The following is a 24,957-nucleotide window of genomic DNA, read 5'->3' on the forward strand; positions in this document are numbered from 1 at the left end:
GAAAAACCCGGATGCAGCAGGACGCCAGCAGACGGGCAATCGGCTATGCCAAATTTTCGCGCCGAAAATAATCAATAAGCTGTGCTTTATGTTTCATGATGTGATCAACGCTTGCGCTTTACCGGTAACATCTTATCTTCAGAGAAGCGTGTACAAACACCTGAACTGAGAAGGGGTATTTATGGCTAAGCGTCATTGGATTAAATCAATTGAAATTACAGCAATTATTGTCTTCGCGCTGGTGATCGCCTGGCTGGCCGTCACGGGCATCCTGTCATCAACCGGCCTCGATCATGCGTGGCCTTATCCACATCAATAACTGAGTCCGGCACCAGGGAAATCAATTACGCTTAAATATAAACAGAATAAATTATCTAACCTGTACACCAGTATCAGCGGTAACACCGTGGCAGCACACAGGGTTTCGCTCTCAGGTATGCCGCGTATAAATCAGCGACGTTCGGGAACGCGTTATGCTGTTATTCGAAGTCCGCATGGCGGCTGAACATGCTCTCGCTGGTTTCACCGCACTGATGCATGATTTCAAGCACCATGGCGTCAAAGGTGATGAAGCAAAGCTGCTCAAAGGCCGAGCCCATTGGCTGCGAGAATCGTCCGGCGCTGCGTGCGTTATCGGTTTTAACGTTGCCGGGTAACACCAACACGCATTTGGCCAGTCTGCCGATGCCTGAATCTGCTTTCAGGGTAATCAGTGCCACATCGACACCGCGCTCAACGGCGTTCAGCGCCAGCGCTTTCAGGCTCGCGGTTTCGCCACTGCCAGAACCAATAATCAATAAATCGCCAGGTCTGGAGTGGGGTGACGAGATTTCACCGACCAGGCTGACAGAGAAACCCAAATGCAACAGACGGTTAGCGAACGCGCGGATAGCAATGCCGCTGCGCCCGGCGCCCTGCAGGAAAATGTGTTTCGCGCTGCGAATATGTGCGATCAATGCCTGCGCCTGGCTCTCGTCTATCTGTCGGGCGTTGTGCGCGAGTTCGTTAAGAATATGAGATACGTTTGACTGAACGGCCATGTTAACGCTCTCCCGTCAGGCAATGGTTCGTCCGTCTCATTAAGCAGTGAAAAGAGTGGCCGGAACATGGCCGGTGCTTTTTCAGTCTGGTCATAGCGCATTCCCTCTTAATTCAGCGACATCATCAGTGGATGAAAAGGATACCCTGCAGAATTTCCGGTAAGAGTACACGGTCCGCTGCCCACGCGATATTGCAGCGAAAAGGGTTCTTTCGATTATGCGTCCTGTGGCACAAAAGCGGTTGGATAACAGACAAATAAAAATGCCCAGCTATTAACTGGGCACTTTTATATAAATTATGACGGTGAGGGGAGATTGATGTCACTCGGCACATCCCTGTGCCTCGCCCTTCGGGTGGCTTGCAGCCATGCAAAACGGCTATCCTGCCGTTTTGTCGCTTCGCTCACCCTGCGGGCAGCGTCGCAGGCTCCGCTGTCCGAATGGCATGCGCCAGTTGTCGAACCCCCAATCGGGGATTCTCATCCCCCCACGTCTGGAGAATATAAAAGAAAAAAGCCCGTACTTGCGTACAGGCTCTTCTCTGAATGATGGCGGTGAGGGGGGGATTGATTCGCTTCGCTCACCCTGCGGGCAGCGTCGCAGGCTCCGCTGTCCAACTGGCATGCGCCAGTTGTCGAACCCCCATCGGGGATTCTCATCCCCCCAGGTCGGGAGAATATACAAATAAAAATGCCAAGCTGTTAACTGGGCACTTTTATATAAATGATGGCGGTGAGGGGGGGATTCGAACCCCCGATACGTTGCCGTATACACACTTTCCAGGCGTGCTCCTTCAGCCACTCGGACACCTCACCACATTTTGTTTGCTGACCGCACTGGGTCAACGGGGCGCTACTATAGGGAGTTCAGCGATAAGGGTCAAGGGCTATTTTCTCCTTTTTTTCTATTCGCTTAACCTCTGCGCAGATTGCCTTAAGCCTCTCCACTTTGCCGCTTGTGTCATCAAAACATTCCTTAACTGACACAAAAGTGTCACCGCACTGTCGCAGACTTGTCGGCGGAAACATTTGGTTATATCTACGGATAAGGATGCTGATAAATGAAACGCTTACCTCTTTTCACGCTCTCTCTGCTGGCTTCACTCACCACCCCGTCCGCGCTGGCAGAGAGCGCCAGCTATCAACGCGCCGCCACCGGCGATATCACCCAGCACGGCGGCGCGCGTCGCCTGAGCGGCGACCAGACCGAGGCGCTGAAAGCCTCATTGAGCAATAGCACGGCGAAAAATGTCATCCTGCTGATTGGCGATGGCATGGGCGATTCCGAAATCACCGCGGCGCGCAATCAGGCCATGGGGGCTGGCGGCTTCTTTCCCGGTATTGATGCGCTGCCGCTCACCGGCCAGTACACCCATTACTCGCTGGACAAGAAAACGCATAAGCCAAACTACGTAACGGATTCTGCCGCGTCGGCCACCGCCTGGGCCACCGGCACGAAGACCTATAACGGTGCGATAGGCGTCGATGTCAACGGCACAGATCAGGTCACGCTGCTTGAACTGGCGAAAGCAGCAGGCAAAGCCACCGGCAACGTCTCCACCGCAGAACTGCAGGATGCCACGCCGGCCGCGCTGATGGCGCACGTTACCTCGCGCAAATGCTACGGCCCGGAAAAAACCACTGAGCTGTGTCCGGGTAACGCGCTGGAGCAGGGCGGGAAAGGATCGATCAGCGAGCAGCTGCTGCAAACCCGTCCCGACGTCACGCTGGGCGGCGGCGCCAAATCTTTCGCTGAGCGGGCTAAGGCGGGCGACTACCAGGGGAAAACCCTGCGCGAGCAGGCCGAAGTACGGGGGTTCCAGCTGGTCGATAATCTCGCCGCGCTGAATGCGGTACAGCAGGCGAATCAACAGACGCCACTGCTGGGGCTGTTCTCTGAGGGCAACATGCCGGTGCGCTGGCAGGGGCCGAAAGCCAGCTATCACGGCAATCTGGATAAGCCGGTGGTGACCTGTGAGGTCAACAAAGATCGTCCGGCATCAATGCCAACCCTGGCGCAGATGACGCAAAAAGCCATCGACCTGCTCAGCCACAACGACAACGGCTTCTTCCTGCAGGTGGAGGGCGCGTCGATTGATAAGCAGGATCACGCTGCTAACCCGTGCGGTCAGATTGGTGAAACCGTCGATTTAGATGAGGCGGTGCAGGTGGCGCTGGCGTATGCGCGCGAGCACGGCGATACGCTGGTGGTGGTCACCGCCGATCACGCGCACAGCAGCCAGATCGTCGAAAACGGCACTAAAGCGCCGGGTCTGACTCAGGCGCTCAACACCAAAGATGGCGCAGTGATGACCATCAGTTATGGTAACTCGGAAGAGGATTCCCAGGAGCACACCGGCACCCAGTTGCGCATCGCGGCCTACGGTCCACACGCGGCGAATGTGGTCGGCCTCACCGATCAGACCGACCTGTTCTTCACGCTGAAGCAGGCGATGGCGCTGAAGTAAGCGCGTCAGTGCGGGCGGATGCGCAGCACCAGCAGCCCGCCCAGCACCAGTCCGCCAGCGGCCAGCAGCAGCGCGGGGTGCAGGGAAGCAAAAATCTGCACGCTGGCAGCGGAGATCAGCGGCCCGATTAGCTGGCCAGTGGCATAGCCTGACGTCAATATCGCCACGGTTTTTGCCACGCTGATATTGGAGACGGCGCGCGCCAGCTGCATCGACAGCTGCATAATCGAAAGAAATCCCAGCCCGACCATCACCGTTGAGATCAGCAGCCCGCTCACGCCCGGGATGAGCACGCCGCTGGCCACGCCCAGCCCCTGCAGGATCATAACCCACGCCAGGCTGAGGCGCGTATTCAGGCGCGCTGAAAACAGCATAATCAGCACCACACCAGCCACTGCGCAAAGTCCAAACAGCGGCCAGAAAAGCGCTGCCAGCTGACCCTGCGCAAACAGGCTGTGCGCCATTTGTGACAGAAACGTCGCGGGCAAAATGTAGCCGAAACCGGCCAGCGTATAGGCCAGCCATAGCCGTTTTACCGCGCGACCTGGAGCCGCCGGCGCACTTTCCCGCTGCCGGGCGGGGAGCGACGCGGGCAGCGCGCGCCACACCAGCAGCACGCCAGCCAGCGCTACCACGCCATAGCATTGCCAGGCGCGATCGTCATTCAGGTGTAACCGGGTGATAAGCCACGCCAGCACGCCGCTCAGGGTGATGCCGGCTCCCGGGCCGGCAAATACCGCGGCGGACATGCGCGGGGCCTGCTGCTGTGCCAGCACCATCTGCGTCCAGGAGGTGACAATAATCAGGGCCCAGGCACCACCGATACCCGCCACCACACGGAACAGACACTGCAGCACCCAGGCATGACTAAAGCCGGAGAGCAGAGTCACCAGCGCGGTGGCCAGCAAACCGGCCTTCAGGTAGCGCGCGTGATGGGCGGTGATGCGGCTCACGTGCAGTGCGCCCAGCAGATAGCCGATGTAATTCATCGCCGCCAGCACACCAGCGCTGGAGAGGGTCAGGTGACCGTTGGCGATCATCAGCGGGATCTGCGGCGTAAGTGAAAAGCGGCCGATACCCATTACCACAATCAGGGTCACCATGCCGGTAAGCATGGTGATCAGGCTCACCCGGGTGTGCCGGACTGCTTGCCGTCCGGCGGAAACTGAATCTGCTGACATACTTTGCTTTACTCCGCTGAGATACCTTACTCTGTCCGGTGATAGTAAATGTCAATCAGTCAGTGAAAAATGGGGTGGTTTATCCTATGACTACAGGTCATACCCAGACCGTCAAATCGCGTGGTGAAGATGTGAAAAACTTCCTTACCCGCCAGCGCGCGCGTATTGATCCGCAGATCTATGGCTTCAGCCGGCAAAACCGGCGCGTCAGCGGACTGCGGCGCGAAGAAGTGGCACAGCTGGCGGCGGTTAGCGTCAGCTGGTACACCTGGCTCGAGCAGGGTCGCGACATCAGTATTTCGCCCGCCGCGCTGCAGCGCATCGGCAAAGTGCTACATCTCTCGGTTACCGAGCAGGAGTATCTTGAAGCGCTGGTGTTTGGTAACGCACACTCGCAACCCTTCAGTCATGAGTTGCCGCCTGAAGTGAGGGCGATGGTGGATGCGCTGGACCCGCATCCGGCATTTGTGCGCCGCGCCAACATGGATATTGTCTACTGGAATCCGGCAGCGCAGTCGCTGATTGTCGACTGGGCGGCCCTGCCGCCGGCGGATCGCAACTCGCTCAAGCTGATGTTCATCAGTGAAGCCTACCAGCAGCGCATTTATGGCTGGGAAGAGGCGGCACGCCATACGCTGTCGGCGTTTCGCGCCGGTTATGCCGCCAGCAATCAGGCGCAGGAATTCGAAGTGGTGATCGAGGATTTGCTGGCGCGCAGCGCCGGGTTTCGCACGCTGTGGAATGACCATGATGTGGGGAAAATCGGCGCGGGCAATAAAACCCTGATTGATGTCGAAGGCAGGATGCAGACATACACCTTTACCTCGCTGCAAATTGAGCAGGCACCGGGAATGCATCTGATCTTTTATCTGGCGCATTAGCGCGGCGTGCGCGGGTCGGGCGCACGCCGCCGGGGAGATTACAGACCGCGCTGTGCCATCAGGCGCGCGAGGTCAACCAGACGGTTGGAGAAGCCCCATTCGTTATCGTACCAGGCAAGGATCTTCACCAGGTTGCCACCAATCACCAGCGTGGATAAGCCGTCGATGATCGATGAGCGCGCATCGCCCTGATAATCGCTGGAGACCAGCGGCTCATCGCTGTAGCCGAGGATACCCTGCAGCGGGCCGGCAGCAGCAGCGGCTTTAAAGGCGTCATTCACCTCTTCGGCCGTCACGTCGCGTTTCAGCGTTACCGTCAGATCCACTACCGAGACCACCGGCACCGGCACGCGCAGCGAGTAGCCGGTTAAGCGGCCTTCCAGTTCCGGAATCACCCGGCCAAGCGCTTTAGCCGCGCCGCTGGAGTACGGTACAATCGACAGCGCCGCCGCACGCGCGCCGCGCAGATCTTTCTCTGGCTGGTCATGCAGCGCCTGACTGTTGGTATAGGCATGGGTAGTGTTCATCAGACCGTGCTCAATACCAAACGCCTGATGCAGCACCTGCGCGGCGGGCGCCAGGCCGTTAGTGGTACAGCTGCCGTTACTCACCACAAAGTGCTGCTGCGGATCGTAGCGCTGGTCGTTGACGCCCATCACAATCGTCAAATCATCATTTTTGCCCGGCGCAGAGATGATCACGCGCTTGGCGCCGCCGTGCGTGATATGCACCGCGGCTTTGTCACGCTCGGTAAAAAAGCCGGTGGCTTCGATGACGATATCCACGCCCACGTCACGCCAGCGAATATTGGCCGGATCGCGCTCGCTGAACACGCGCACTGGTTTGCCATCAATGCGCAATTCGCCGTCGCCAGCGCTGACTTCTGCCGGCAGCCGACCCAGCAGGGAGTCGTGCTTCAGCAGATGCGCCAGCGTTTTGCTGTCGGTGAGATCGTTAATCGCCACAATATCGATGTCGCTGCTGCCCAGCGCGGCGCGGAATACGTTACGTCCGATACGGCCAAAACCGTTAATGCCTACCTTGATCATGACTGACTCCTTAGTGAAGTTACTGCAGTCACTGTAGGGCGGAGGCGCGCTGGCGTAAACGACAAAAAAGGATCACTTTACGCCATTTTGCGGCTGTGAAAGCGCTGGCGATATTCGTTAGGCGTGAGATGCAGCTGGCGCTCGAAGCTGCGCCGCAGGTTAATGCTGCTGCCAAAGCCGGTGGCAGTGGCGATGCGTTCCAGTGTCTCGCGCGTCTGCTCCAGCCGCTCGCGCGCCGCCGCCAGCCGCGCTTCTGCCACATAGCGCGCCGGTGAAACGCCGGTTTCGCGGCTGAACACGCGGGTAAAGTTACGCGGGCTCATCGCCACCTGGGCCGCCAGTTTCTCCACCGACAGGTCTTCCGCCAGATGGGCGGCGATCCAGCTCTGCAACTGAGCAATCGGCCCCGACTCGCTGACGGACTGCAGGTGAAAGCGGCTGAACTGCATCTGGCCGCCGGGACGACGCAGATACATCACCATATCCTGTGCGATGTCGCGCGCCACGCTGAAACCAAAATCTTCCTCTACCAGCGCCAGCGTCAGATCGAAGCCGGAGCTGACACCGCCAGAGGTCCAGATTGGGCCATCCTGGATATACAGCGGGCCGCCTTCAACCTGCACGCGCGGATAGCTGGCCTGCAGCGTGTCCAGCAAACGCCAGTGGCTGGTGGCGCGCCGGCCATCCAGCAATCCCGCCTCCGCCAGCAGCATCGCCGCCCCGCAAATCGACACCACGCGGCGCGCCTGCGGGGCAGCCAGCTTAATCCAGTCCACCACCATGTTGCGTTCTTCGGGGTTATCACCGCGGCCGGTAATCATGATGGTGTCCCAGCGTTCGCGCGGATCGAGTTCAGCCAGTTTGAGGTCGGCGAGCAGATTGAGACCAGACTGGCCGTGGATCACCTGATGCGGCTGCGTGGTCGCGATGCTGATGCGATAGCGTGCGCCAGCCACGCCCACCGGCAGGTGCAGGTTGGCGTGCATGAGGATGTCGGCGATACCCGCCGCTTCGAACAGCATGCCGCCGTCCGGGACAATAATCAGAAAGGTTTTCATGGCGTAAAATGTACCTGCGCCACGAAAGAAGTCAATGTAGCAAGGGCTATCAGGCGCGCGAGCTGAATACCCGGCCGCGGCCATCAGACGGGGCGCTTCCGGCGGCACCGTACAGGCGCTGGTCGGCACCGGCCTGTTGCACCAGCTGATTGAGCTGCTGCGTTTTGCTGCGGTGCATCTCCAGCAGCTGATGGACGCGCTGGTTATGCTGGTTGTTAGCGTGCACCTGCTCAAGCACCTTGCGCCACTGCGCCGCCAGCGCGCTGTCGGTTGCGTAAGGCGCCGCGACACCCTCAGCCTGTTCACCGGCACGGCGGCAGTCGTCATAGTGCTGTAGCGTCGCCAGCAGCTGGCTTTTGCTGTCGGTGAGTAATTGCAGCGAGACCGGATTGATCTGGCTGCGGTTGAGCTGCGCCACTTCCTCTTTTAATACCAGCGCCAGTTCGGCCAGTGCGGTCTGCATCTGCTGCAGCACGCTGCTCAGGGTGTCCCCGGTGGTCGTCATCGTACTTACCCGTTAAACATTTCATCGACCAGCGCGGCAGCGATCTGGTCGGTATCAAGGGTATAGCTGCCGTCATTCAGCGCGGCACGCAGTGCGTCCAGACGGGCGCTGTTGATATCGCGGCTGTCGTCTGCGGTGGCCTGCCGGGCGTAGCTGCTCAGGCTGACGTGATCGTCACTGCTGCGCACGCTGCGGGGTTCGGCACGCTCGCGCGCTGACGGTGCGGTGCGCAGGTCGGCCAGCGTGCTGATGCTCTGCACCGGCGACGTGGTTTGCGTTCTGTCAATGCTCATAGATAGGTCCTGTTTTTTCGCGGCTTTACTGTTTCTATCGGGGCAAACGAAAAAATCTAAAATTTATTACGGCAGGCTGAGTAAAATTTTTCCGTCCGCACTCACCACGCCCTGCACGCGCTGACCGGCGGCGGTTTTCACCGCCAGCGTCTGGCCGACCGCCGCGTTATTCAGCGCCTTGCCTTTGCTGCGCAGGCGAAAGCCCTGACCCTGCGCCACGATATCGACCTCTTCTCCCTGACGTATACGCCAGCTGCGGCGCAGCTGGCCCTGGGTCAGAATCTGTCCCGCTGCCAGCGCACGCAGCGTAACCTGACCGATCAGCGCCTGCTGCTGTAACAACGCGCCGGGCGGCAGCGCAGCGAGATCGCCGGAGACGCGGCGCAGATCATCCGCGCTCAGCGTTTCTCCCGGTGCCAGCGCGCGCTGCGCCACATACCAGCTGCCGGTGGCGCTGACCTCAACCTGCAGAAAATAGCGCCGGCTGCCGCACTGTGCGGTCAGCGTGCGGTTACCCACCATCCGCGCCGGCTGGCCGACCGCGCTGAACTGCGGCGCGGCGCACAGCGTATCCAGCGCCTTACCGCGCGACAGCAGCCGTACCTGCTGGTGTACCGCCACGTCTGCGGCAATCGGCTGATGCTGCTGCACCCAGGCGCTGAGCTGGTTTTCCAGTGTGCTTTGCGCTGAAACCAGCGGAGCGCAGCACAGCAGCGCCACCGTCAGCGCCAGAGGTGGTGAAGGAAACGCATTCATCGCGAAATAACCTGAAAAAAGAGGACGCCAGTATAAAGCAACCGCCGCTTAATGAATGGCGGAATATGGTCGCACTTCTGCGGTTGATTATCTGCTTCACGCGGGTCGGGCGCAGCAAAAAAATTTATCCGGCTAATTGCGGATATTTGTGCGATTTCTTCGCAGTATAAAAATTGTTAGCTGCGCCACTAGAATGCACGCGTCAATTTTTAACGGCGGAAAGGTGAGCGATGCTGGATAAGCTAAGTAATGCGCTGCATTTTCAACAGCAGGCGCTGGGTTTACTCAATCAACGGCAGCAAATCCTGGCGGGCAATATCGCCAATGCCGATACGCCTGGCTATCAGGCGCGCGATATTGATTTTACGCAACAATTAAAGGCGCGCGTACAGGCGGATAGCGTAAATAACAGCAGCCTGACGCTGGCGATCACCGCTAAAGGACATATTGCCGCGCAGACCAGCGTGCTGCCGGATGCCAGACTTTTATACCGCGTGCCGGATCAGCCCAGCGCCGACGGTAATACCGTAGACATGGATCGTGAACGCGTGCAATTCGCCGACAACAATGTGAAATATCAGTCATCGCTGACCTTTCTCAACGGGGAAATTAAAAAAATGATGAGCGTGCTGCAAGGATAATTTGTTCCATGTCAATTTTCTCTATTTTTGATATCACCGGTTCCGCCATGTCGGCGCAAAGTAAACGCATTAACGTTAGCGCCAGTAATATCGCCAATGCCGACAGTATCGCCGGACCCGACGGCGAAGCTTACCGCGCGCGCAGCGTGGTGTTTCGCGTCAAACCGCAGGCCGGCCAGCAGACTGGCGGCGTGGAGGTGACGGAGGTGTTGGAAGACAGCGCGCCGGACCGCCTGCACTACGAGCCGGACCACCCGCTGGCCGACGACGCCGGTTACGTGCATATGCCGAACGTCAACGTAGTCCATGAAATGGTGAACAGTATTGCCGCCTCGCGCAGTTATCAGGCCAACGTTGAAGTGATGAATTCGGCAAAGTCCCTGCTGTTAAAAACTCTGACTATCGGTCAGTAAGGAACGAAGATGGCCGTCAATCCGGTGATGAACGGAAATAACAATGTCAACGGGACGCGCGGCGGCACCAGCACGGATGATTTGACGCAAAGCTTTATGACGCTGCTGGTGGCGCAAATGCAAAACCAGGATCCCTCTAATCCAATGGATAATAACCAGCTGACTTCACAACTGGCGCAGTTTAATACCGCCGCTGGCGTAGAGAAATTAAACAGCACGCTGGAGAGCGTCGGCATGTTAGTGGGCAGCATGCAGCAGTTAAATGTGGCGGAGTGGGTCGGGCGCGACGTCTATATCGAAGGCGACACCCGCGTTGGATTTGGTGACGACGCAAATCATGACTTTGCTTTTGCGCTGGGCAGCGATGCCGAAACGGTAAAAGTGAATCTGCAGGATGCCAATGGCAATACCTATACCGCCGAACTGAAAAATGTCAAAGCCGGCGTCAATAAATATACGCTGGACGATTTAACCAACTTCCAGCCCGCGACTCCGCCGGCTGACGGCGAATATAGCGTGACCTATTCCGCGTCTACCACCGAAGGGGACGCACCGGAAATTCAGTCGCTGAAAAAAGCCAAAGTAGAGGGCGTTTCTTTTACCCCGACCGGCGCATTAATTCAGCTGGGCAAAGATGGCGCGGTAGGCATTGGCGACATCGTGCAAATTCTTTAATTTCTTTCGCGATTATACGAGTTATTCATTATGGGCTTTTCTCAGGGTTTAAGCGGTCTGAATGCCGCCTCGCAGGCGCTGGATGTGGTCGGCAACAATATTGCCAACTCACAAACCGTCGGCTTTAAATCGGGTTCAATCACCTTCGGCGATGTGTTTGCCGGTTCGCAGGTCGGCATGGGCGTGCAGGTGCTGGGCGTCAACCAGAACTTCGGCGACGGCATTCTCAGCCAGGGCAACAGCAATCTGTCAATGGGCATTCAGGGCAACGGCTTTTTTCGCCTGACCGATGCCGCGGGCAAAATTTTCTACAGCCGCAACGGTGAGTTCACCAAAGACGCCGACGGCTTTATCACTAACAACGGCCTGTACCTGACTGGCTATCAGGCCACCGGCACGCCACCCAGCATTCAGCCAGGCTCGCCGCTCGGACCGATCCAGATCCCGGATACGCAGATGCCGGCTAAAGCCTCCACCAGCGGTAGCCTGCAGGGCAACCTCAACTCCAGCGACGACAACAAAGTGCTGGCTGACTTCGACGCCAGCGATGCCAGCACCTACAACTTCGCCAGCGTGGTGGAAGCCTACGACAGCCTCGGCAACAAGCACACCGTGGATGTCTATTACATCAAAACCGCCGACAACCAGTGGACAGTGAAAACCCGCGATACCTCAGCGCCCGGCAACCCCGAGTTTCAGGAAACCACGTTGCAGTTCAATAGCGCAGGGGAGCTGACCACCACGCCGGCGGAAGTGGACATCATCGGCGCGGCCTTTAAGGGCGGCGATCCGCTTAACTTCAAACTGGATCTGAGCGGCATGACGCAGCAGGCCAGCGACACCGCGATGGAGCCGGCAAAAACGGACGGCTATGAGCCAGGCAAACAGAATGGCTACACCGTCGGCGATAACGGCCAGATCATCGCCTCCTACAGCAACGGCCAGCAGCAGCTGATTGGTCAGGTGGTGCTGTCGAATTTCACCAATCCGGGCGGACTGGCGTCGCAGGGCAATAACACCTGGTCGGCAACGCCGGAATCGGGCCAGGCCACCAACGGCCTCTCCGGTACCGGCAACCTTGGCAAGCTGCACGGCAGCGTGCTGGAGGCGTCCAACGTCGATTTGGGCAAAGAGATGGTCAACATGATCGTCTACCAGCGTAACTACCAGTCCAACTCGCAAACTATCAAAACCCAGTCTGAGCTGCTGCAGACGCTCTCGACGCTGCGGTAAGGGCGGCTATGGATCGCGCGATTTACACCGCTATGGGGGCCGCCAGTGCCGCCATGGATCGCCAGTCGGTAACCGCCGGCAATCTGGCCAACAGCAGCACGCCGGGCTTCCGCGCCCAGCTCAGCGCCACGCGCGCGGTACCGGTCACCGGTCACGGTGTGCTGACGCGCACGCTGGCTACCGCCACCACGCCGTGGCATGCCAGCCAGCAGGGGCCGGTGCAGCAAACCGGCCGCGAGCTGGATGTGGTGCTGCCGGCCGAAGGCTGGCTGGCGGTGCAGCGTGCGGACGGCAGCGAAGCCTACACCCGCAACGGCAGCATTGAGGTCGACAGCGAAGGGCAGCTGCGTATTGCCGGTCTGGCGCTGCTGGGTGACGGCGGACCGCTAACGGTGCCGCCGCAGGCCACGCTGACCGTCGCTGCCGATGGCACCGTCACCGCCCGCGGCGCGGGCGATCAGGCCAATGTGCTGACACCGGCAGGCCGGCTCAAACTGGTCAGTGCGCCGATCAACAGCCTGCGCCGCAGTGATGATGGCCTGTTTCTCGCGGATAGCGGCGAACTGCCGGCCGATGCGGCGCTGCGGCTGACCAGCGGCGCGCTGGAGGGCAGCAATGTCAGCCCGGCACAGGCGATGGTCGAGATGATCGCCACCGCGCGCGGCTTCGACATGAACATGAAACTGATCGGCAGCGTGGATGAAAACGCGCGCGCCGCTAACCAATTACTGAGCGCGGGCTAAACCGCGCTTCCGGGAGTCAACTGATGATTCGCTCGTTATGGATTGCGAAAACCGGCCTCGAAGCCCAGCAAACCAACATGGACGTGATCTCCAATAACCTGGCCAACGTCTCGACCACCGCCTTTAAGCGCCAGCGGGCGATGTTTGAGGATCTGCATTATCAGACGCTGCGCCAGCCTGGCGCGCAGTCTTCCGAGCAGACCACCATCCCGACCGGCCTGCAGCTCGGCACCGGCGTGCGTCCGGTAGCGACGCAGCGCATTCACAGTCAGGGCAACCTGAGCCAGACCAATAACGCCCACGAAGTGGCGATTGAAGGTCAGGGCTTTTTTCAGGTGCAGATGCCGGACGGCACGCTGGCTTACACCCGCGATGGTTCGTTCCAGCAGGATCAGAATGGTCAGATGGTCACCGCCAGCGGCTACACGCTGATGCCGGGCATTACGCTGCCGGCCGAAGCGGACAAGCTCACCATTGGCGTGGACGGCATGGTCAGCGTCACGGTGCCGGGCCAGACCGCACCGGTGGTGGTCGGGCAGATTTCGCTGGTGACTTTCACTAACGATGCCGGGCTGGAGAGCATCGGCGAAAACCTGTATCGCGAAACCCAGTCTTCCGGTGCGCCGAATGAGTCTACGCCTGGCCTGAACGGCGCGGGCAAGCTGAAACAGGGCTATATCGAGGGATCGAACGTCAACGTCGCTGAAGAACTGGTGAACATGATCCAGACGCAGCGCGCCTACGAGGTCAACAGCAAAGCGGTCTCGACTTCAGACCAGATGCTGCAACGCCTGACGCAACTTTAATGTGCTGGCCGCAGCGCGCGGCCGCCTGACGATCCGCTATGAAACCGTACTCAACAACTTTTTCTGTCGCGCTGGCGCTGTGTCTGGTACTCAGCGGCTGCAGCGTGATGCCGCATGCGCCGCTGGTGCAGGGCGCAACCTCGGCGGCGCCGGTGGAGACACCGGTCAGTGTCACCAACGGCGCTATTTTCCAGACCGGCCAGGCGATGAATTACGGCTATCAGCCGATGTTTGAAGATCGCCGGCCGCGCAACGTCGGCGATACGCTGACCATCCTGTTGCAGGAGAACGTCAGCGCCAGCAAGAGTTCTTCCGCCAGCGCCAACCGTAACGGCAGCGCCGGGCTGGGATTTGATGCGGTGCCGCACGCCCTGAGCGGTTTGCTGGGCGGCGATCGCGCCCGGGCGGAGATGAGCGGCAAAAATGATTTCAGCGGCAAAGGCGGCGCGGCGGCGCGTAATACCTTCAGCGGCACGCTGACCGTCACCGTTACCGAACTGCTGGCCAACGGTAACCTGCGCGTGGTGGGCGAAAAGCAGATTGCTATCAATCAGGGCACTGAATTTATCCGTTTCTCCGGCGTGGTGAATCCGCGCACCATCAGCAGCGGCAACACCGTGCCGTCCACTCAGGTGGCGGACGCGCGTATCGAGTAAGTCGGCAACGGCTATATCAATGAGGCGCAGCAGATGGGCTGGTTGCAGCGGCTGTTCCTTTCTCTCTCTCCGCTATAGGCACCGACCAATGAACACCTTTCTGATGCGCTGTCTGCTGCTGATGCTGCTGTGCAGCACCACGCTTCACGCCGAACGCATTCGTGATATCGCCAGCATTCAGGGCGTGCGCAGCAATGCGCTGATGGGCTATGGCTTAGTGGTCGGTCTGGATGGCACCGGCGACCAGACCATGCAGGCGCCGTTCACCGGCCAGAGCCTGAATAACATGCTGTCGCAGCTCGGCATTACCGTGCCGCCCGGCGTCAATATGCAGCTGAAAAACATCGCGGCGGTGATGGTAACCGCTGAGCTGCCGCCGTTTGCGCGCAGCGGTGAGAAGATAGACGTGGTGGTTTCATCGCTCGGCAATGCAAAGAGCCTGCGCGGCGGCACGCTGCTGATGACGCCACTGAAAGGCGCCGACAACCAGATTTACGCGCTGGCGCAGGGCAACCTGCTGGTGAGCGGTGCCGGCGCGCAGAGCGGCGGTAACCGGGTACAGGTCAATCAGCTTAACGGCGCGCGCATTGATAACGGCGCGACGGTCGAACGCGAAGTGCCGCTGGATTTTGCCGGCCAGGGCGAGCTGCGCCTGCAGCTGCACGAGGAAGATTTCAGTGTGGCGCAGCAGGTCAGCGACGTCATTAACCGTCGCTTTAGCGGCGCGGCACAGGCCGAAGACGCGCGCAGCGTGCGGCTGTATGTACCTGCCACACCGGCGGCCAAGGTGCGTTTCCTCGCCGAGGTGCAGAACCTGCCGCTGCGGGTGGCGGTGATGGATGCCAGAGTCATCGTCAATTCGCGCACCGGTACGGTAGTGATGAACCGGCACGTCACGCTGGATGCCTGCGCGGTGGCGCAGGGCGATCTCACGGTAGAAGTGTTCAATAACCGCGAAGTCAGTCAGCCCGATACGCCCTTCGCCGGCGGCGAAACCGTGGTGACCAATAACACCGAAATCTCAGTGCGCGAGCAGGGCGGTTCGCTGCAGCAGGTTAATACCAGCACCGATTTGAACAACGTGGTGCGCGCCTTAAACCGTCTCGGCGCGACGCCGAATGACCTGATGTCGATTCTGCAGTCAATGAAAAACGCCGGCTGCCTGCGCGCCCGGCTGGAGACCAACTGATGACCGCGCCACACCGTTACGCCGCGTTTGATGTGCAGGGACTGAGTGCGCTGAAGCGCCAGATGCGCGCCGACGGTCGCGGAGCGATGCAGAGCGCCGCGCGGGAAATGGAAGGCCTGTTTGTGCAGGTGATGCTGAAAAGCATGCGTCAGGCCAGCTTCGGCGGCGGTTTGCTGCAGAGCCAGGCGGGCGACATGATGACCTCCCTGCACGATCAGCAGCTGGCGCAGCAGGTGGCGGGACGCGGCGAGCTGGGGCTGGCGCAGATGATGCTAAAGCAGATGGGCGAGCTACCGCAGACGGTGAACCAGACCGCAGGCACCCGTGTGCCGGAGGTGATGCAGCGCCTGAGTCAAAGCCTGGCGCCGCAGCCGGCGCAACCGGCGGTGACCCTGCTGCCCGCGCTGGTGGCACCGCTCAACAGCGCGGCGGGCGGCGATCGCCACGACTTTATCCGTCAGCTGATGCAGCCGGCGCTGGCGGTGGCACAGCGTACCGGCATCGATCACCATCTGATTATTGCTCAGGCCGCACTGGAGTCCGGCTGGGGCCGGGGCGAAATCCGCACCGCCAGCGGCGAGCGCAGCTACAACCTGTTTGGCATCAAAGCCTCACCCGACTGGCAGGGCAAAACCACCGACATTACTACCACCGAGTTTATCGATGGCGTCGCGACCAAAACCCGCGCCGCGTTCCGCGTCTATGACTCCTTCAGCGAGGCGCTGAGTGATTACGCGCGCTTCATCGCTGACAACCCGCGCTACCGGGCGGTTACTGACGCCGCCAGCGGCGAGCAGGCGGCGCAGGCGTTGCAGCACAGCGGCTACGCCACCGATCCGCACTACGCCAGCAAACTGATCAGCATTATGCAGCGGGTAAAAAGCACGGTGAGCGCCAGCGTCAGCGCCTATCAAACCGATCTCTCAACGCTGTTCTGATTTTTTATTTCAGAAATTTCTGTAATCACCGATGGGTTGAGTAGGGATTTGTCTCAATTTGACCGATTGTACGGGGAAACCATGAATCTGATGTATCTGGCCAGAAATGGTCTGGGCGCCGCGCAGACGGCACTGCACGTTGTCGGCAATAACCTGAGCAATGCCATGACCCCCGGCTACAGCCGCCAGAGCGCGCAGTTCGGCGAAGCCGGTGGCCGCACCACCGCCAACGGTTTTTTTGGTTACGGCACGCAGATTAACGGCATCGAACGCGCTTACAGCGGCTTTGCCAATCAGCAGCTGCGCGACGCCAACAGCAGCTTTATGCAGCATGACGGGCGGCTGTCGCAGCTCAGCCAGATTGACAAGCTGTTCGGTGACGACAACGCTAACTTTTCGGTTTCCCTGAATAATCTGTTTAAAGGGCTGGAAACGCTGAATGGCGATGCCTCCAGCGCGTCGGCGCGCCAGGCGGCTTATCTGCAATTCACCGCGCTGACCTCGCAGCTTAACACTCAGGGCCAGGCGCTGAACGGCCTGCAGAAAAGCAGTAACAGCCAGATTGAACAGAGTGTGACCGACATCAACGACGTCACGCGCCAGCTGGCCAGCCTGAATGAAGAGATTGGCAAGATTCACGGCCAGACCGGCAATCTGCCGGCCGACCTGCTCGACCTGCGCGACGGCCTGCTGAATAAACTCAGCGGCCAGGTGGGGATTCGCGTCAGTGAAAACAGCGCCACCGGGCGGGTCGACGTCACGCTGGAAAACGGCTTCCCACTGGTCAACGGCCACAGTGCTTATACGCTGTCGACCGCACCATCGGCGGAAGATCCGTTGAAAACCGTGGTGATGTACCGCGATTCCGCCGGTAACGAACAGCGGCTGGATGAGAGCAAGTTGTCGCACGGCAAACTCGGCGGCCTGTTTACCTTCCGCAATAACGATCTGCTGCAGGCGCGTGATGAACTGAACCAGCTGGCGCTGCAGATGGCGCAGCGTTTCAACACGGTGAACCGTGACGGTTACGACGCGGCGGGCAAGCCCGGTGGCGATATTTTCAACATTCCGCAGCCGGTGGCGCAAGCCAACCGCAACAACCGCGGCAGCGCCACGCTGGATGTCAGCTTCAGCGATATCAGCCAGGTGCAAACCGGCGGCTACACCCTGAGCATGACCGACAGCGGTGACTGGCAGGTGAAAAGCCGCGATGGCCGCGTGGTGCCGCACACGGTGGACGCCAACACCGGGGCGCTGCAGTTTGACGGCCTGAGCATCAGCGTGACGCCGGGGGCCAGTCCGGGCGACAGCTTTAGCCTCAATCCACTGGATAACGTGGCGGCGCGCCTGCAGGTGGCGCTGAGCAACGGTGACGGCATTGCCGCCTCGGGATCCGCCGATGCCGACGACAAAACCAACAATGAAAACCTCAAAAAAATGCTGGCGATCCAGACCGAAGCGCTGGTCGGGAAAGCAACGCTGAGCGAAGCCTATTCCAGCCTCGTCGGGCGCGTCGGCGCCACCGCCTCGGCGGCAGAAAGCGATGCCACCCAGAGCGCCAAAGCGCTGGAAGCGGCGGCGATGGAGCAGCAGGCGATTGCCGGCGTCGATCTCAACGAAGAGTACATCAGCCTGCAGATGTACACCCAGTACTACCAGGCCAACAGTCAGGTGCTGCAAACCGCGAACACGTTGTTTGACGCGCTGTTAAGCCTGCGCTGAAGCGCAATCATTTAAGGGAGGTGGAAATGCGTCTGAGCACACTTTTCCAGTATCAAAACAATCTCAACAGCTTTTCGCGCGGCGTCAGCGCCGGCAACGAGATCTACAACCGGCTGGCAAGCAATAAAAGCGTGCTGACGCCGTCGGACGATCCGGCCGCGGCGGCGCAGGCGGTGCTGTTACAGGACGCGCTGGCGCAAATCGGCCGTTTCGACAGCGCCCGCCAGTCGGCGCGCGCGGCGCTGGAGCTGGAGGACCACACGCTGGGTTCCATCGGCAACGTGCTGACCAAAAACCTGACGGAAAAACTGGTGCAGGCGGGCAACGACGGTGTGTCAGATGCCGACCGCGCCGCGCTGGCCACCGAACTGGAAGGCATTCGCAACAGCCTGCGCGATCTGGGCAACGCGCGCGACGGCCAGGGGAATCCGATCTTTGCCGGCTACAAAACCGGTCAGGCGCCGTTTGACGACAACGGCAACTATCGCGGCGGCGACACTGCGCTGTCAGGCCAGGTGGCGGACAACGTGGAGATGGCGCTGGGCCATACCGGGCGCGAGCTGTTTATGAGTGGCAGCGCCGACGATCTGTTGCAGCAGCTGGATAAAGCTATCGAAGCACTGAAACAGCCGGTTAACGATGACGCGGACCGCAGCGCGCTGCGCAGCACGCTGGAGGAGGTCAGCGGCTCGGTGCGCAAAGGCATCGATAACCTCGGCAAGCTGCAGGCGGAAGTCGGTACCCGACTGCAGCAGCTGGACGCGCTGGATCAGTCGGCAGCCACCCAGCAGCTGGATCTCACCGCGCGGCTGGAGCAGACCGTGGGCTCGGATTACGACACTCTGATCGGTCTGATTGGCCAGTCGAAAATGTCAGAATTCTCGCTGAACGCCTCGATGATGGTGTTTCAGAGCATGCAAAAAATGTCGCTGTTCAACATGACGCGCTAAGGCTTCATCTTTCACCAGACGCCGGAGCGGCGTCAGAGGACACTATGTTTAAGAATCTCAAAATCGCTACCGCGATCACCAGTATCATCGCCTTTTTCACCGCCATGCTGGTGGTGGCGCTGGCGTTCAGCGTGCTGAAAGCGGTCTCCAACAAAGCCAACTTCGAAGAGGCGCAGGTCTCGACCGTCAACAATAACGCGATGCAGGATGCGATGTTCAACATCAACGGCTCGCTGGCGCAAATCCACAGCATGCTGTTGCAGAAAGCGCTCGATCGTCCGGTCAGCCAGCAGGCGGTTGAGCAGGTGCGTGAGCGCCTGGTACTGGCGCGTCGCGGCATGGATACCTACATCGGCACGCCGTTTAACAGTGACGAAGAGCAGGCCGCGGCCAATGCGCTGGATAAGCAGTTTGATCTGGTGATGGCGATTGCGCAGAACAACCTTAACTCGCTGGAGAACCCGCTCAGCGTGATTGAGGGCCTGCGTCATGAAATCGATAACCGTAATCTGATGCGCGAACGGCTGGCGCAGTACAGTGAAATCAATGACCGCTATAACCAACAGCTGATCGCCAGCGCCGAAAGCGATTATCGTCAGATGGTCGGCATGGCCATCGTGATGCTGCTGATTTCGGCGCTGCTGCTGTTGCTGGCGCGCATCTGGGTGAAGCGCGTGCTGGTGACGCGCATGGCGGATACCACCGTCTCCATTCAGCGCATTGCGCAGGGCGATCTGACGCAGCGCATCGAAGCGGGCAATGAGAACGAGCTGGGCCTGATGCTGAAAGAGCTGGAGGCGATGCGCGTGTCGCTGATCACCACGGTTTCCGGTATTCGTGAGGGCGTCGGGCGCATTTATGCCAATGCGCAGGAGATCGCCAACGGTAATAATAATCTCTCGTCACGCACCGAAGAGCAGGCTTCAGCACTGCAGCAGACGGCCGCCAGCATGGAAGAGATCAAAACCACCGTGCGCCAGAATGCTGACAACGCGCATAACGCGCGCCAGCTGGCCGACAGCGCCAGCAAAAACGCGCGCAGCGGCGGCGAAGTGATGACGCGACTGGAAGAGATCATGCAGCAGATCAGCAAGAGTTCGCGCCAGATCGCCGATATCAACGGCGTGATTGACAGCATTGCCAACCAGACCAACATCCTGTCGCTTAACGCGGCGGTGGAAGCGGCGCGCGCCGGTGAGCAGGGACGTGGCTTTGCAGTGGTGGCGGAAGAGGTGCGTAACCTGGCGCGCCGCAGTGCCGACGCGGCGAAAGAGATCAATGAGCTGATCGTCAACACCGTGGCAATCATGGAAACCGGTACGCTGCAGGTCAGCAACGCCAGCTCGGTGATGCGCGACATCGTCAGCTCGGTCAGCCAGGTCACCGATATCATGGGTGAAATCACCCTTGCGTCAGACGAGCAGAGCGCTGGTATCAATCAGATCGCCCAGGCGGTTAATGAGATGGATCTGGTGACGCAGCAGAACGCCACGCTGGTGGAAGAGGCGGCGGCGGCGGCCAGCAATCTGGAGAGCCAGTCGGAAACGCTGGAGAACATTGTCAGTCAGTTTGCGCTGGATAATCAGCCAGGGGCGTTTAGCGCCAGCAAACCACTGCCGGCGCTGCGTCCGGTTAAACATCAGGAAGCCGAGTGGGAAACATTTTAATTTATTCCCGCTAACTATGTTATTCCCGCCCCGATAAAGCAGCGGAATGCGCAATATTATAACGCCTTATCACGCTTTGTAATATTGCGCCTCTCCGCAATAATGGCTCTCCGGTTTACAGGAGAATCAGAGATTGTGAACGGTATTTACACCTCCAGCGGCGTTGAAAATAAAAATGACCTGTGGAAGCGTTACGGACATTTAGTCCGTCAGGAAGCGCTGCGTCTGCAGGTACGCCTGCCGGCCAGCGTAGAACTCGACGATTTAATTCAGGCCGGCTCGCTGGGTTTTTTATCCGCCATTGACAGCTTCGATCCAAAAAAAGGCGTGGCAATAAGCGCCTATATTATTCAGCGTGTGCGCTGGGCGCTGATGGATGAATTACGCGAGCGTGACTGGGTGCCGCGACGCGTACGCACCCATGCCAGAGAAATGGCCGCGGTCATTCAGCGGCTGGAACAACAAACCGGGGCAGCGGCGGAAGAAAAAGAGATTGCGCGGGAAATGGGTATCAGCCTGCAGGAATATCACGCCATGCTGCATGATACCAATCTCAGCCAGATCTATTCGCTGGACGAACTGCAGGAGGAATTTGCCGATGCCTTTGAAAAACCGGAAGCCGAGCACGAACAGCTCAATCCACTGCATGGCCTGCTGCAGCAGAATATGGCGGCGCGCATCAGTGCGGAAATTAAATTCCTGCCGCAGCGCGAGCAGCTGTTACTGAGCCTCTATTATCAGCAGGAGCTGAATATGCGTGAGGTCGCATCGCTGCTGGATCTCACTGAAACGCGGGTGAGCCAGTTGCACAGCCAGGCCATCAAGCGTTTACGCGCCAGACTGGATGCCCGCGAGGCGCGGTAATCGGGTAAGAAAAGACCTTTTCCCCGATTAATCCTAAAGAGTTAGGCCGCCATTTTGCAGCTGGGATTAATGCTTTAATAATGCTATCTTTGACAAATTAATCTTACATTAAGCTTGGTAATCATAAGGTTAGAGCGGTATTTAAGGTTTGTCTTATTTCTTGTTTTTGACAGAATCGATGCGCTACCATTTGCTCAGACATTCAGCTGAACCGATTCACTTTATAGCTGCATCATTCAGCCGCTGTCACAGTACGAATACGGTACGATGGGGTTTGCGCAACGTGAAATGTTATTAAAATGGGATGTTTGTAACGTTTCTTCGAATCATCGGCATAACGCATTTACATGTCAGAGCTTGTTTTCACCGTGAGCATTATTCTGCTCAGGACGCCCTGCATCTGAATGCCTGGAATAAGACCTTAGCGCCGGATTAATCACCTGGCCTGTCAGGAAATCGTCATGACTCACGATAACGAACATATTCAAAGCATCCACGATATTAATCTTTCCTATTTATTACTGGCACAACAACTGATCCGTCAGGACAAAGTCGCCGCAGGTTTTCGCCTCGGCCTGAATGACGCCACCATCGATATGCTGAAAAATCTGCCGCTGCCCAAGCTGATTAAACTGGCTTCTACCAATCAGCTTATTTGCCGCCTGCGGGTCGATGATGATGTGGTGATTGATAACCTGACCAAAGATTCGCGTATTGAAGCGCTGCAGCAGATTCATACCGGTATTATTCTGTCGACCAATTTACTGAACTCACTGAGTGAAACCAATGCTGCGGCACAATAAGGCAATCGTGATGAACGAGAAAAGTATTCTTAATGAAGTGCGTGAAGTGAATATTGCCATGGAGCTGATTTCACTGGGTGCACGCATGCAGGTGCTGGAGAGTGAAACCCAGCTGAGCCGTCGCCGTTTACTGAAACTCTATAAAGAACTGCGCGGCGAGCCGCCGCCGAAAGGCATGCTGCCCTTCTCCGAAGACTGGTTTATGGCGTGGGAACAGAATATTCATTCGTCGATGTTTTACAATATTTACCTCTATCTGCAAAAAACCGAACATTTCCGGCCGATTGAGGCCACGTTAAAAGCCTACCGTCTTTATCTCGAACAGTGTCCAGCCACGCCCGGAGAAAAACAGGTGCTGGGGCTGACCCGCGCCTGGACGCTGCTGCGTTTCATTGACTGCGGCATTATCCAGTACAAGCAGTGCGACTGCTGCGGCGGCGGCTTCGTGGTGACCAAAGACAGCGCGCGCGATCCCTTTGTTTGCAGCCTGTGTTCTCCGCCGTCACGTGCGGTAAAAAAATACCCTGACGTGGTGCACAACCAGTGCAGCGCGCCGTTTGCCGCCCTGCAATGGCACGCCGGCTAACCCCGGCGGCGCGGCAGTTACTTTGAAGGAAGTCACGTGTTAGTTCTTCTCGGTTATCTGGTGGTTCTGCTCACGGTGTTTGGCGGCTTTGCCCTGACCGGTGGCCAGCTCGGCGCGCTGTATCAGCCCACCGAGCTGTTAATTATCGGCGGTGCCGGAGTCGGTGCCTTTATCGTCGGCAACAATGGCAAGGCGCTGAAAGCGGTGCTTAAAGCCGTTCCCTCGCTGCTGCGCGGCTCACGCTATAACAAAGCCATCTACATGGATCTGATGGCGATGATGTTCCTGCTGCTGAGCAAAAGCCGGCGCGGCGGATTAATGGCGCTGGAAAAAGACATCGAAGATCCGGCCAACAGTCAGATCTTTTCCGCCTATCCGCGCCTGCTGGCCGACAAAACGCTGCTGAATTTTCTGGTCGATTATCTGCGCCTGATGGTGAGTGGCAACATGAATGCCTTCGAGATCGAAGCGCTGATGGACGTCGAGATTGAAACGCTGGAGCACGAGCATGAAGTGCCGGCGCACAGCCTTAACAGCATCGGCGACGCCTTTCCGGCGTTTGGCATCGTGGCGGCGGTGATGGGCGTGGTCAACGCGCTGGCTGCGGCGGATCGTCCGGCGGCCGAGCTGGGCATCCTGATTGCGCACGCCATGGTCGGTACCTTCCTCGGTATTCTGCTGGCCTACGGTTTTATCCTGCCGCTGGCTTCACTGCTGCGGCAGAAGAGCGCCGAGCACATCAAAATGCTGCAGTGTATTAAGGTGATGCTGCTCTCCAGCCTGAACGGTTACGCGCCGCAAATTGCCGTCGAGTTTGGCCGCAAGACGCTGTTCTCCACCGAGCGTCCGGATTTTGTCGAGCTGGAAGAACATGTCCAGCAGGTGAAGTTTAGTGATAGCGGCAGTGCGGAAGAAAAATCATGAATTCCCCGCCTCCCATCATCGTGGTGCGCAAGCGCAAACCGAAGAAACACGCCCATCACGGTGGCTCCTGGAAAATCGCCTACGCCGACTTTATGACGGTGGTGATGGCGTTTTTTATGGTGATGTGGCTGCTCTCCACCGCGACGCCGGAGCAGCGTCAGGGCATCGCCGACTATTTCAAAACGCCGCTGAAAGTGGCGCTGTCGCACGGTGACAAAGCCAGCCTGAGCAGCAGTGCCATCCCCGGCGGCGGAGAAGATCCGATGAAGCAGGAGGGCGAGGCGCTGCGTTATAAGCTGGAGCAGATTGACCAGCAGCAACAACAGCAGGCGCTGCAGCACAGCCTTGAGCAGCTGCAGGCGCTGATGCAGCAGGACCCGCGCCTGACGCCTTATACCTCCAACTTACGTCTCTCGCTGACGACGGATGGCCTGCTGATTCAGATTGTCGATACCCGCGATCGGCCGATGTTTCGCATTGGCCAGGCGCAGGTTGAACCCTGGATGCGCGGCATTCTGCAGGCGATTGTGCCGGTGCTGAATGCCATCCCCAACCAGATTAGCGTGACCGGTCATACCGATTCACTGCCCTACAGCGGCGGCGAGGCCGGTTACAGCAACTGGGAGCTCTCCAGCGATCGCGCCAATGCCTCGCGCCGGGTGATGGTAGCCGCCGGCCTGGCCAGCCAGAAATTTTTACGCGTGATTGGCAGCGCCAGCATGCTGAGCCTGAGCGATCTGCCGCCGGATGATCCCACTAACCGGCGCATCAGCCTGCTGGTGCTCAGCGCGCTCAAAGCGCGCGCCATCGTGGCGGAAGACAGCGCGGCTGCGGTTGATCCGCAGGTCGCTGCCACGCTGCGCACGCTATCACCCGCGATTTCACCGCAACCCATGCCCGCCTCTGAACAGTAAACA

General features: G+C 58.9%; 26 protein-coding genes, 1 tRNA gene and 1 pseudogene. 20 read left to right on the plus strand and 8 right to left on the minus strand.

The window, feature by feature from the left end; all coding sequences use genetic code 11:
* Positions 1-181: 181 nt before the first annotated feature.
* Positions 182-319, plus strand: coding sequence for a hypothetical protein (locus tag CBW22_RS26405; protein WP_021509915.1), 138 nt, complete (start codon positions 182-184; stop codon positions 317-319).
* A gap of 160 nt (positions 320-479) precedes the next feature.
* Here CBW22_RS26405 and hxlB read toward each other — a convergent pair whose 3' ends face one another.
* Positions 480-1,040, minus strand: coding sequence for a 6-phospho-3-hexuloisomerase (hxlB, locus tag CBW22_RS20875; RefSeq protein ID WP_088517756.1), 561 nt, complete (start codon positions 1,038-1,040; stop codon positions 480-482).
* A gap of 727 nt (positions 1,041-1,767) precedes the next feature.
* Positions 1,768-1,855 (minus strand) — tRNA-Ser (locus CBW22_RS20885).
* Between the two features lie 245 nt (positions 1,856-2,100).
* Here CBW22_RS20885 and phoA point away from each other — a divergent pair.
* Complete coding sequence (gene phoA / locus CBW22_RS20890) at positions 2,101-3,507, plus strand: alkaline phosphatase (protein ID WP_088517757.1); 1,407 nt, start codon at positions 2,101-2,103, stop codon at positions 3,505-3,507.
* A 5-nt stretch (positions 3,508-3,512) separates the two neighbouring features.
* Here the strand turns inward: phoA and CBW22_RS20895 are convergent, their stop codons facing one another.
* Positions 3,513-4,688: a YbfB/YjiJ family MFS transporter gene (locus CBW22_RS20895; protein ID WP_088517758.1), complete on the minus strand. Its 1,176-nt coding sequence runs from the start codon at positions 4,686-4,688 to the stop codon at positions 3,513-3,515.
* A gap of 86 nt (positions 4,689-4,774) precedes the next feature.
* Here CBW22_RS20895 and CBW22_RS20900 point away from each other — a divergent pair, with 86 nt between their 5' ends.
* Positions 4,775-5,569, plus strand: a complete 795-nt coding sequence (locus tag CBW22_RS20900) for a helix-turn-helix transcriptional regulator (RefSeq protein ID WP_088517759.1) — start codon at positions 4,775-4,777, stop codon at positions 5,567-5,569.
* Positions 5,570-5,607: 38 nt separating this feature from the next.
* Here the strand turns inward: CBW22_RS20900 and gap are convergent, their stop codons facing one another.
* The 5 genes from gap to flgA all read right to left on the minus strand — a co-directional run bounded on the left by gap (position 5,608) and on the right by flgA (position 9,230).
* Positions 5,608-6,618 carry a type I glyceraldehyde-3-phosphate dehydrogenase gene (gene gap / locus CBW22_RS20905; RefSeq protein WP_058757433.1) on the minus strand — a complete coding sequence of 337 codons (1,011 nt, stop codon included), beginning with the start codon at positions 6,616-6,618 and terminating at the stop codon, positions 5,608-5,610.
* Positions 6,619-6,695: 77 nt separating this feature from the next.
* Positions 6,696-7,676 (minus strand): GlxA family transcriptional regulator, encoded by a 981-nt coding sequence (locus tag CBW22_RS20910; protein ID WP_058757529.1) that lies wholly within the window; start codon positions 7,674-7,676, stop codon positions 6,696-6,698.
* 49 nt (positions 7,677-7,725) lie between these two features.
* Entirely contained in the window at positions 7,726-8,181 is a 456-nt protein-coding gene (locus CBW22_RS20915; protein WP_088517760.1) for a flagella synthesis protein FlgN, read from the minus strand.
* Between the two features lie 5 nt (positions 8,182-8,186).
* Positions 8,187-8,474, minus strand: coding sequence for a flagellar biosynthesis anti-sigma factor FlgM (gene flgM / locus CBW22_RS20920; RefSeq protein WP_058757435.1), 288 nt, complete (start codon positions 8,472-8,474; stop codon positions 8,187-8,189).
* A gap of 66 nt (positions 8,475-8,540) precedes the next feature.
* On the minus strand, positions 8,541-9,230 hold the full coding sequence (gene flgA, locus CBW22_RS20925; protein WP_088517761.1) for a flagellar basal body P-ring formation chaperone FlgA: 690 nt from the start codon (positions 9,228-9,230) through the stop codon (positions 8,541-8,543).
* Between the two features lie 230 nt (positions 9,231-9,460).
* Here flgA and flgB point away from each other — a divergent pair, with 230 nt between their 5' ends.
* The 17 genes and pseudogenes from flgB to motB all read left to right on the plus strand — a co-directional run bounded on the left by flgB (position 9,461) and on the right by motB (position 24,954).
* Positions 9,461-9,871: a flagellar basal body rod protein FlgB gene (gene flgB, locus CBW22_RS20930; RefSeq protein ID WP_088517762.1), complete on the plus strand. Its 411-nt coding sequence runs from the start codon at positions 9,461-9,463 to the stop codon at positions 9,869-9,871.
* 8 nt (positions 9,872-9,879) lie between these two features.
* Positions 9,880-10,284, plus strand: coding sequence for a flagellar basal body rod protein FlgC (gene flgC, locus CBW22_RS20935; protein ID WP_058757438.1), 405 nt, complete (start codon positions 9,880-9,882; stop codon positions 10,282-10,284).
* Between the two features lie 9 nt (positions 10,285-10,293).
* Positions 10,294-10,959, plus strand: a complete 666-nt coding sequence (locus tag CBW22_RS20940; protein ID WP_088517763.1) for a flagellar hook assembly protein FlgD — start codon at positions 10,294-10,296, stop codon at positions 10,957-10,959.
* Between the two features lie 30 nt (positions 10,960-10,989).
* Entirely contained in the window at positions 10,990-12,192 is a 1,203-nt protein-coding gene (flgE, locus tag CBW22_RS20945; RefSeq protein ID WP_088517764.1) for a flagellar hook protein FlgE, read from the plus strand.
* A gap of 8 nt (positions 12,193-12,200) precedes the next feature.
* Positions 12,201-12,935 (plus strand): flagellar basal body rod protein FlgF, encoded by a 735-nt coding sequence (locus CBW22_RS20950; protein ID WP_058757441.1) that lies wholly within the window; start codon positions 12,201-12,203, stop codon positions 12,933-12,935.
* Between the two features lie 23 nt (positions 12,936-12,958).
* Positions 12,959-13,741 (plus strand): flagellar basal-body rod protein FlgG, encoded by a 783-nt coding sequence (gene flgG / locus CBW22_RS20955; protein ID WP_058757442.1) that lies wholly within the window; start codon positions 12,959-12,961, stop codon positions 13,739-13,741.
* 107 nt (positions 13,742-13,848) lie between these two features.
* Positions 13,849-14,475: pseudogene (locus CBW22_RS20960) on the plus strand (flagellar basal body L-ring protein FlgH).
* A 10-nt stretch (positions 14,476-14,485) separates the two neighbouring features.
* On the plus strand, positions 14,486-15,586 hold the full coding sequence (locus CBW22_RS20965) for a flagellar basal body P-ring protein FlgI (RefSeq protein WP_088517765.1): 1,101 nt from the start codon (positions 14,486-14,488) through the stop codon (positions 15,584-15,586).
* Complete coding sequence (flgJ, locus tag CBW22_RS20970) at positions 15,586-16,524, plus strand: flagellar assembly peptidoglycan hydrolase FlgJ (RefSeq protein WP_088517766.1); 939 nt, start codon at positions 15,586-15,588, stop codon at positions 16,522-16,524. Before CBW22_RS20965 ends, flgJ begins: the two co-directional genes overlap by 1 nt.
* Positions 16,525-16,605: 81 nt before the next feature.
* Positions 16,606-18,246, plus strand: coding sequence for a flagellar hook-associated protein FlgK (gene flgK / locus CBW22_RS20975; protein WP_088517767.1), 1,641 nt, complete (start codon positions 16,606-16,608; stop codon positions 18,244-18,246).
* A 26-nt stretch (positions 18,247-18,272) separates the two neighbouring features.
* A complete protein-coding gene (flgL, locus tag CBW22_RS20980; protein ID WP_088517768.1) occupies positions 18,273-19,196 on the plus strand; it encodes a flagellar hook-associated protein FlgL in 924 nt (307 codons plus the stop codon).
* Positions 19,197-19,240: 44 nt separating this feature from the next.
* Positions 19,241-20,863, plus strand: coding sequence for a methyl-accepting chemotaxis protein (locus CBW22_RS20985; protein WP_088517769.1), 1,623 nt, complete (start codon positions 19,241-19,243; stop codon positions 20,861-20,863).
* 135 nt (positions 20,864-20,998) lie between these two features.
* On the plus strand, positions 20,999-21,727 hold the full coding sequence (locus tag CBW22_RS20990; RefSeq protein WP_088517770.1) for an RNA polymerase sigma factor FliA: 729 nt from the start codon (positions 20,999-21,001) through the stop codon (positions 21,725-21,727).
* 461 nt (positions 21,728-22,188) lie between these two features.
* Complete coding sequence (flhD, locus tag CBW22_RS20995) at positions 22,189-22,530, plus strand: flagellar transcriptional regulator FlhD (protein ID WP_088517771.1); 342 nt, start codon at positions 22,189-22,191, stop codon at positions 22,528-22,530.
* A 10-nt stretch (positions 22,531-22,540) separates the two neighbouring features.
* Positions 22,541-23,116, plus strand: a complete 576-nt coding sequence (flhC, locus tag CBW22_RS21000; RefSeq protein WP_058757451.1) for a flagellar transcriptional regulator FlhC — start codon at positions 22,541-22,543, stop codon at positions 23,114-23,116.
* Positions 23,117-23,152: 36 nt separating this feature from the next.
* On the plus strand, positions 23,153-24,040 hold the full coding sequence (gene motA / locus CBW22_RS21005) for a flagellar motor stator protein MotA (RefSeq protein ID WP_088517772.1): 888 nt from the start codon (positions 23,153-23,155) through the stop codon (positions 24,038-24,040).
* On the plus strand, positions 24,037-24,954 hold the full coding sequence (gene motB, locus CBW22_RS21010; protein ID WP_088517773.1) for a flagellar motor protein MotB: 918 nt from the start codon (positions 24,037-24,039) through the stop codon (positions 24,952-24,954). Before motA ends, motB begins: the two co-directional genes overlap by 4 nt.
* The last annotated feature ends 3 nt before the right edge of the window (positions 24,955-24,957 follow it).

This window comes from Pantoea sp. VS1 (assembly GCF_002207995.1).
GTDB classification, from domain to species: Bacteria; Pseudomonadota; Gammaproteobacteria; order Enterobacterales; family Enterobacteriaceae; genus Pantoea; species Pantoea dispersa.

What these genes read in the sequence shown, in the direction of transcription:
- CBW22_RS20985 (WP_088517769.1), top strand. Translation starts at nt 19,241, where the DNA reads ATGTTTAAGAATCTCAAAATCGCTACCGCGATCACCAGTATCATCGCC.
- motB (WP_088517773.1), top strand. Translation starts at nt 24,037, where the DNA reads ATGAATTCCCCGCCTCCCATCATCGTGGTGCGCAAGCGCAAACCGAAG.
- flhC (WP_058757451.1), top strand. Translation starts at nt 22,541, where the DNA reads ATGAACGAGAAAAGTATTCTTAATGAAGTGCGTGAAGTGAATATTGCC.
- flgB (WP_088517762.1), top strand. Translation starts at nt 9,461, where the DNA reads ATGCTGGATAAGCTAAGTAATGCGCTGCATTTTCAACAGCAGGCGCTG.
- flgE (WP_088517764.1), top strand. Translation starts at nt 10,990, where the DNA reads ATGGGCTTTTCTCAGGGTTTAAGCGGTCTGAATGCCGCCTCGCAGGCG.
- flgL (WP_088517768.1), top strand. Translation starts at nt 18,273, where the DNA reads ATGCGTCTGAGCACACTTTTCCAGTATCAAAACAATCTCAACAGCTTT.
- CBW22_RS20915 (WP_088517760.1), bottom strand. Translation starts at nt 8,181, where the DNA reads ATGACGACCACCGGGGACACCCTGAGCAGCGTGCTGCAGCAGATGCAG.
- CBW22_RS20910 (WP_058757529.1), bottom strand. Translation starts at nt 7,676, where the DNA reads ATGAAAACCTTTCTGATTATTGTCCCGGACGGCGGCATGCTGTTCGAA.
- flgK (WP_088517767.1), top strand. Translation starts at nt 16,606, where the DNA reads ATGAATCTGATGTATCTGGCCAGAAATGGTCTGGGCGCCGCGCAGACG.
- CBW22_RS20950 (WP_058757441.1), top strand. Translation starts at nt 12,201, where the DNA reads ATGGATCGCGCGATTTACACCGCTATGGGGGCCGCCAGTGCCGCCATG.
- phoA (WP_088517757.1), top strand. Translation starts at nt 2,101, where the DNA reads ATGAAACGCTTACCTCTTTTCACGCTCTCTCTGCTGGCTTCACTCACC.
- CBW22_RS26405 (WP_021509915.1), top strand. Translation starts at nt 182, where the DNA reads ATGGCTAAGCGTCATTGGATTAAATCAATTGAAATTACAGCAATTATT.
- gap (WP_058757433.1), bottom strand. Translation starts at nt 6,618, where the DNA reads ATGATCAAGGTAGGCATTAACGGTTTTGGCCGTATCGGACGTAACGTA.
- CBW22_RS20895 (WP_088517758.1), bottom strand. Translation starts at nt 4,688, where the DNA reads ATGTCAGCAGATTCAGTTTCCGCCGGACGGCAAGCAGTCCGGCACACC.
- flgG (WP_058757442.1), top strand. Translation starts at nt 12,959, where the DNA reads ATGATTCGCTCGTTATGGATTGCGAAAACCGGCCTCGAAGCCCAGCAA.
- flhD (WP_088517771.1), top strand. Translation starts at nt 22,189, where the DNA reads ATGACTCACGATAACGAACATATTCAAAGCATCCACGATATTAATCTT.
- hxlB (WP_088517756.1), bottom strand. Translation starts at nt 1,040, where the DNA reads ATGGCCGTTCAGTCAAACGTATCTCATATTCTTAACGAACTCGCGCAC.
- flgM (WP_058757435.1), bottom strand. Translation starts at nt 8,474, where the DNA reads ATGAGCATTGACAGAACGCAAACCACGTCGCCGGTGCAGAGCATCAGC.
- flgC (WP_058757438.1), top strand. Translation starts at nt 9,880, where the DNA reads ATGTCAATTTTCTCTATTTTTGATATCACCGGTTCCGCCATGTCGGCG.
- CBW22_RS20965 (WP_088517765.1), top strand. Translation starts at nt 14,486, where the DNA reads ATGAACACCTTTCTGATGCGCTGTCTGCTGCTGATGCTGCTGTGCAGC.
- CBW22_RS20900 (WP_088517759.1), top strand. Translation starts at nt 4,775, where the DNA reads ATGACTACAGGTCATACCCAGACCGTCAAATCGCGTGGTGAAGATGTG.
- flgJ (WP_088517766.1), top strand. Translation starts at nt 15,586, where the DNA reads ATGACCGCGCCACACCGTTACGCCGCGTTTGATGTGCAGGGACTGAGT.
- CBW22_RS20940 (WP_088517763.1), top strand. Translation starts at nt 10,294, where the DNA reads ATGGCCGTCAATCCGGTGATGAACGGAAATAACAATGTCAACGGGACG.
- flgA (WP_088517761.1), bottom strand. Translation starts at nt 9,230, where the DNA reads ATGAATGCGTTTCCTTCACCACCTCTGGCGCTGACGGTGGCGCTGCTG.